General features: G+C 48.7%; 5 protein-coding genes. 2 read left to right on the top strand and 3 right to left on the bottom strand.

The annotated features are described in order from the left end of the window. Window positions 1–253: 253 nt before the first annotated feature. On the bottom strand, window positions 254–832 hold the full coding sequence (locus tag GF404_09320) for a hypothetical protein (GenBank protein MBD3382383.1): 579 nt from the start codon (window positions 830–832) through the stop codon (window positions 254–256). Window positions 833–994: 162 nt separating this feature from the next. Here GF404_09320 and GF404_09315 point away from each other — a divergent pair, with 162 nt between their 5' ends. Beyond that, the gene (locus GF404_09315; GenBank protein MBD3382382.1) at window positions 995–1,345 is read left to right on the top strand and encodes a metalloregulator ArsR/SmtB family transcription factor; all 351 of its coding nucleotides are present in this window, start codon (window positions 995–997) and stop codon (window positions 1,343–1,345) included. Beyond that, on the top strand, window positions 1,342–3,459 hold the full coding sequence (locus GF404_09310; protein ID MBD3382381.1) for a heavy metal translocating P-type ATPase: 2,118 nt from the start codon (window positions 1,342–1,344) through the stop codon (window positions 3,457–3,459). The genes GF404_09315 and GF404_09310 overlap by 4 nt, the downstream gene beginning before the upstream one ends. 35 nt (window positions 3,460–3,494) lie before the next feature. On the opposite strand, the gene GF404_09305 is transcribed toward GF404_09310, so the two are convergent. Together GF404_09305 and GF404_09300 are read right to left on the bottom strand one after the other, a co-directional pair. Continuing rightward, the gene (locus GF404_09305) at window positions 3,495–4,559 is read right to left on the bottom strand and encodes a methyltransferase (GenBank protein MBD3382380.1); all 1,065 of its coding nucleotides are present in this window, start codon (window positions 4,557–4,559) and stop codon (window positions 3,495–3,497) included. A gap of 587 nt (window positions 4,560–5,146) precedes the next feature. Next, window positions 5,147–5,923 (bottom strand): bifunctional methionine sulfoxide reductase B/A protein (locus GF404_09300; GenBank protein MBD3382379.1); only part of this gene is annotated, 777 nt, incomplete at its 5' end.

Below are 5,923 nucleotides of genomic sequence, written 5' to 3'. Positions count from 1 at the left end.
CGACAGTATATAAATATTTCCCATCCGAGGTCAATCCGGTCGGGAACTGCCCGGGTGTCGGATTACTGTTGATGATATCACCGATTTCCGCGGATAAGCCAGCGGACATCAGAATCAGAAGTGAAACAATTGATACTATGAATCTGCTTAAAATGCGCATCCATGCCTCCTCAAATAAATTGACTGCGGATATTAGTCTGATGTTAGCCTATTGCGTGTGATTTGTCAATAAAATGTCGTAAGCGTTAACTCGTCAGGACTTGCATATCCTGCGCGCGATATCTCCCAGGCTGGTCAGGATCGGTTCGATCTGGATGAATTCGAGGTCTGCAACGGAAGTCATGTTGCGGCAAATTGAGATTTCATTGCAGTTGATGTTCAGAAAACGGAAGGGCTCGAGTTTGCATACGGTTTCACGGAAGTCCGGATCTTTAAGAAGCATCTGGTCAACTCGTGAACCGATTCTCAAAAGATAGCTGTCGTCAAAGTATTTGTCGCCGGTCTGGAACTCGTTGGAGAGACCGAAAAATCTGCGTACTTTTTCATCGATATGCTCGTGCTTAATCGAGATATCGATGTTCGAGGGGACATGGACCTTGACCAGAAGCGAACATTGTCCCGGTTTTAGACGGCGCCGGTGAACCTGGATGGTCGTATCGTAACCGTTGATCCGGCCAATAAATGTCGAGGGTACCAGGTAATGACGGTACTCCGGTCGTGATTTGTCATAGCGCGAATATGATCGATACGAGGCCGACTCGCCGGCAAAACGATTTGCCAGATCATCGAGGAGCCTGAGGGTAGCCGTCTCTATGCGTTCGCCTTTTTGCACGGCAACCTCCTTGATATATTTATAGAGGGCTGGTTTGCAAATATTACCTTTTCAAAAACTCAAACGGGGGGCTTCCACGGTTGTTAACAGAAGTATAACATTCAGGATGCTTTCGATCAAGATTAATTTTTCTATAAAATATGAACATTTGATCATATATTCATGTATAATAGATATATGTCTATTAACGAGAATGAAATGAAAACCGATTTACGATCAGACAGGGGTAATTCAAAGGTAGCGATTCGGCTGGCGGAGACTTTTCGTGTGTTGGGGGATACTTCCAAGCTCCGAATCTGTATGTTACTGCAGGATAGTGAACTGCCGGTTTGTAAAATTGCCGGTCAGCTCGGGTTGAGCGAATCTGCTGTCAGCCACAGCCTGCGGATACTGCGCGGTTTGAGATTGGTCAGGAATCGCCGCCAGGGACGCAATATCTTTTACAGCCTGGATGATGATCATGTGCGCCGGCTGATCGCGATCGGGTGTGAACATGTCGAAGAAGAAACATGATGAGAGATACAGTAAATTTAAAGATACTGGATTTGGATTGTCCGGACTGTGCCGCCAAACTGGAAAGAAGTATTAACAGCCTGGACGATGTTGAGAACTGCCGTTTGGATTTCACTTCTTCCCGGGCGGAGATTGTAACTGAGGATCCCGGGACCGACCGCGAGAAGTTGATCGATATTATCGGCGGGCTGGGTTACAGAGCTGTTCCGGTGGATGATGACCTGTCACAAGCAGATTCAAGCGAGTCCGGATTAAGCCTTAAGGAAAAACTTCTGGCTGTTTCGGTTCTGTTTCTGCTTCTTCACTTTGCGTTTCGCATGCTCGCTTTTTCTCAATACTTACAGTTTGCGTCGTCATTGATGGCGATAGTTACAGGCGGAGTATTCATTTTCCGTTCGGCGTTTTATTCTTTGAAGAATCTGTCTGCCGATATGAATCTGCTGATGAGCATCGCGGCTTCGGGGGCGATTGTGCTGGGCGAATGGTCTGAGGCGGCGGCGGTGATAGTGCTGTTTTCTGTCGCCAATTATCTGGAGGCTCGTTCGGTCGGACGAGCCCAGTCGGCTTTCGAGAGTCTGACAGATAAACTGCCTAAAAAAGTGGAACGAGAATCTTCCGGAAAAGTCGAAAAAGTCACTCTCGATCAGCTCAGAGTCGGGGACATCATCCATCTCAAACCGGGTATGACGGCGCCGGTCGACTGTGAAATCATCGAGGGCAAAGCCTTCATCGACCAGTCTTCTCTAACCGGCGAGGCTCAGCCGGTCAGTATGAGCGAGGGTGACGAACTGCTGAGCGGCGCGATTAACAGCGATGGGTTTTTGCGTTGCCGGGTAGACAAGAAATATGAAAATTCGACTTTAGCCCGGATCATCCGTATGGTTCGTGAGGCGAGCGCGCGCAAGGCACGGCTGGCCAATTTGGTTGATCGTTTCGCGCGAATATATACGCCGATCGTTGTCGCGATAGCGTTTCTTGTGGCTTTACTTCCGCCCCTGTTTTTCGGGGAAGAGTTCGCGACCTGGTTCTATCGGGCGCTGGTGTTTCTGGTAATATCCTGTCCCTGCGCGCTGGTGATCTCCACCCCGGTGGCGGTTCTGTGCGCTCTCACTCGCGGGGCTCGTGACGGCGTTTTGGTCAAGGGTGGAGTTTTCCTTGAGAAACTGGCCGATTTAAAAGCTGTGTTGTTCGACAAAACCGGCACCCTGACCGAGGGGAAGTTCGCGGTGACAGATATAGTCGCGCTCGAAAACTTCAACCGCGATATGGTTCTCAGCCTGGCGGCCTCGATCGAAAAAAATTCTGAACACCCAATCGCCTCGGCGATTCTCAACCATGCCCGGACTGAAAAGGCAGAGATACTTCCGACCTCGAACTTCACCGCCTTTCCGGGCGAGGGCGCACGGGCTGAAATCGGAGGCGAGATATATCGACTGGGGAGCCATCGTTTCTTCCACGATCACGAGATTTGCGACCAGAAACTGCATCGGAAAGTCATCGAACTTGAGAAGCAGGGACGTTCACTGGTGCTGTTGTCAAAAGGCAACCGTCTGATAGGTGCGCTGGGACTGGCCGACCGTGTGAAATCCGATACCGTATCTGCTATGGATGAGCTCCGCGGGGCAGGTAACCTGCGCCTGGTGATGCTGACCGGTGACAACCGGGATACCGCCCGTGCAGTCGGCCGAGAGCTCGGAATCGATGATATCCACAGCGAGCTGTTACCGGCCGACAAGAACCGGATAGTATCGGAGTATTCTTCCATGTACGGTGTTTCTGCGATGGTCGGTGATGGTATCAATGACGCGCCTGCTTTGGCGACTGCCGATGTCGGTATTGCCATGGGCACGGGTGGTTCCGATGTGGCTATCGAGGCGGCTGATGTTGCTGTAATCGGTGACAGGCTTTCGCTTTTGCCGAAACTGGGCAGGCTGGCACGACATTCAATCGCGATAATCAAGTTCAATATCATCTTCGCTCTGGCGACCAAGTTCGTGTTCATGATCCTGGCAGGGCTTGGTTTGGCCAATATGTGGATGGCTGTTGTGGCTGATATGGGTACATCACTTCTCGTGATTTTGAATTCGATGAGACTTCTAAAGGGTGAGAAGTAAGCTTCGAGTATAATCGTTTTTGGTACCGGACTTAATTATGCGCGGAGACATTCAATCATTGAAATGTTTTCTTTGGTATTGATAACTCGCGCGAGCGTCAGCCCCGCACTGTCTATCAGATACCCGAATTCCTCCTCGCTTCTCTCCTTTCCAGCGCCCATCAGGAGCACTTCGATGTCCAGCAGTTTGGATATAGAGAACGAGTTGTCCGGGGGGACTATCATTTCCGCTATTATGAGGCGGCTTTCGGAATTCATGGCCTGCCGGCAATTTCCCAGGATCGTCGCACACCTGTCATCAGGCCAGTCATGAAGGACATGAGAAAGGAGATAAATATCTTTTCCTGCTGGTACCTTTTCGAAGAAGTCACACTCTACCGCTGACATCCGGTCTTCGAGATTGTGCTTTTTTATGGTTTCGCCAACTTGTGAGACCACACCGGGCAGGTCGGCCACAATTCCATGAATAGCCGGATTGGCTTTCAGGATCTCTATTATCAGACCCCCAAATCCCCCGCCAATATCGATAACCGTGTTAGCTCCTCCAAAGTCATACTCATCTGCAATAACCCGGTGCGAGCTGGCGGCTTTGTAGTTGTTGGCATCATGAAACAACTCAGCTTCACCCGGATTTTTCTCAAACCAGTCGAAGGCCGGCATACCGAATATATGCTCGAACGACGGTGCCCCTGTCCTGACCGTGTGCAGGAGATTATCCCACATTTTATCATGCCACCAGGAATGAAACATCAGGGCGGTAGATCTTAAACGATCGGCCGTGAGACATTCACTCAGCGGTGTGTTCGCGAAGGTACGGTTTTCTGTCTCAGTAAAAATACCGACTGATGAAAGCGCCCTCATGATGCGGTATAGTGAGTCTTTATGGGTGTTCGTAATTTCGGAAAGGTCAGCGATGCTTTTGTCGCCCTCAGCCAGAATATCCGGAATTTTAAGAGTCGCGACAACATGGATCGGTTTGCTGATCCATTTAGCGAGGATGAACTTCATTACAAGGGTCTCCGGATGCATTGCTTCATGATTCATTTTAACTCCTTTTGTTGAGATTAAATGAGGTTGAGAATGATCAAATCGTGTTATCATCCATTGCTGAACTTCGCAGGTACTATCCAGTTAATTTGAACAAAAGTGTGATGGCTGAAAATCTGCTTTACATAGCGATAAGATTAATCTTACGTTTTTTATCATTTCTCGTCACACGATTCATTCTGTTTTTGAGTAATACGTTGCGACCGCCTTCATGCGACACTATGATCCCGTGGTATAATTTAAGAAACCATGTCAGGCGTATTTGTCCAAGAAGAAACATTTCCGCGAGTAAAAATATTTTTTCATTTTTCAGTGGAATTCCAAGAGGGTCATTTAGCCGGCAGAGCTTGTTATTGATCAGGTCCCGCCTCTCCTGGATATTCACAGCCTTGTTACCAGATATAGAAGCAAATTCTGGAAACACAAAATAACGGCAAACCCTGGATAATATTCCCATTTCCCGGGCATGCTTAAAGAATCTTAATTTTCCGCAAAAATCCCTGTGAGCTTAAGTTACTTGTAACGACCTCACTGAGTTTTTCACGATAACAAACCATATTATACAAAACTCTCAAGAGGTCGGTTCTTTCATGCGGGAACAGCCTCACCGGTTTCGCAGATTCAACTCGCTCATGAACTGATTAGAATCGCTTTTCATATCCATGGCAGTACGGCTTCTTTCCGCTTTTGTCATAGTAGTCCTGATGATAATCCTCGGCGGGCCAGAAAGTATCTGCCATTGTCAGTTTAGTCGCGATTTTATAACCCTTATCTTCGAGTATCTGGATCAATTTCTCGGCTGTCAGCTTCTGCGAATCGTCCGTGTAAAATATCTCCGAACGATACTGATCGCCTATATCGGGTCCCTGTCTATCTACCTGAGTGGGGTCATGGATCTCGAAAAACAACCTGGCCAGAGTCTCGAAATCGGTCCTGGTCGGATCAAACACAACTTCGACAGTCTCGGCGTGTCCCGTGTTTTTGTAGCTGACATCCTCATATGAGGGATCTTCCCTGCTTCCACCCATATAGCCGGAACGGACATCGCTCACCCCCTCGGCTTTCTCCAGGTAATACTCCACTCCCCAGAAACATCCGCCGGCGAAATATGCAGTATCCAGGGTGACATCAGAAATCTTTGTGGTTTTCGATGCCGGGATGAAATCCAGAGAGATCGAATTAACGCAATGCCTGACGTTTTTCGCGGTAAAACCTTCACCTTCGAATACATGCCCGAGATGACCACCGCAACTTGCGCAGGTGATTTCAGTACGAACGCCATCAGCGTCAACAGTTCTCTTAACAGCACCAGCAACCTCATCATCAAAGCTCGGCCATCCACAGCCCGAATCGAACTTGTCCACGGACCTGTACAGCTCCGCTCCACATTGCTTGCAGACATATGTCCCGGCTTCTTT

Source organism: Candidatus Zixiibacteriota bacterium (assembly GCA_014728145.1).
In the GTDB taxonomy this organism is placed as follows: Bacteria; Zixibacteria; MSB-5A5; order JAABVY01; family JAABVY01; genus WJMC01.
This window is presented reverse-complemented; position numbering and strand designations above follow the sequence as displayed.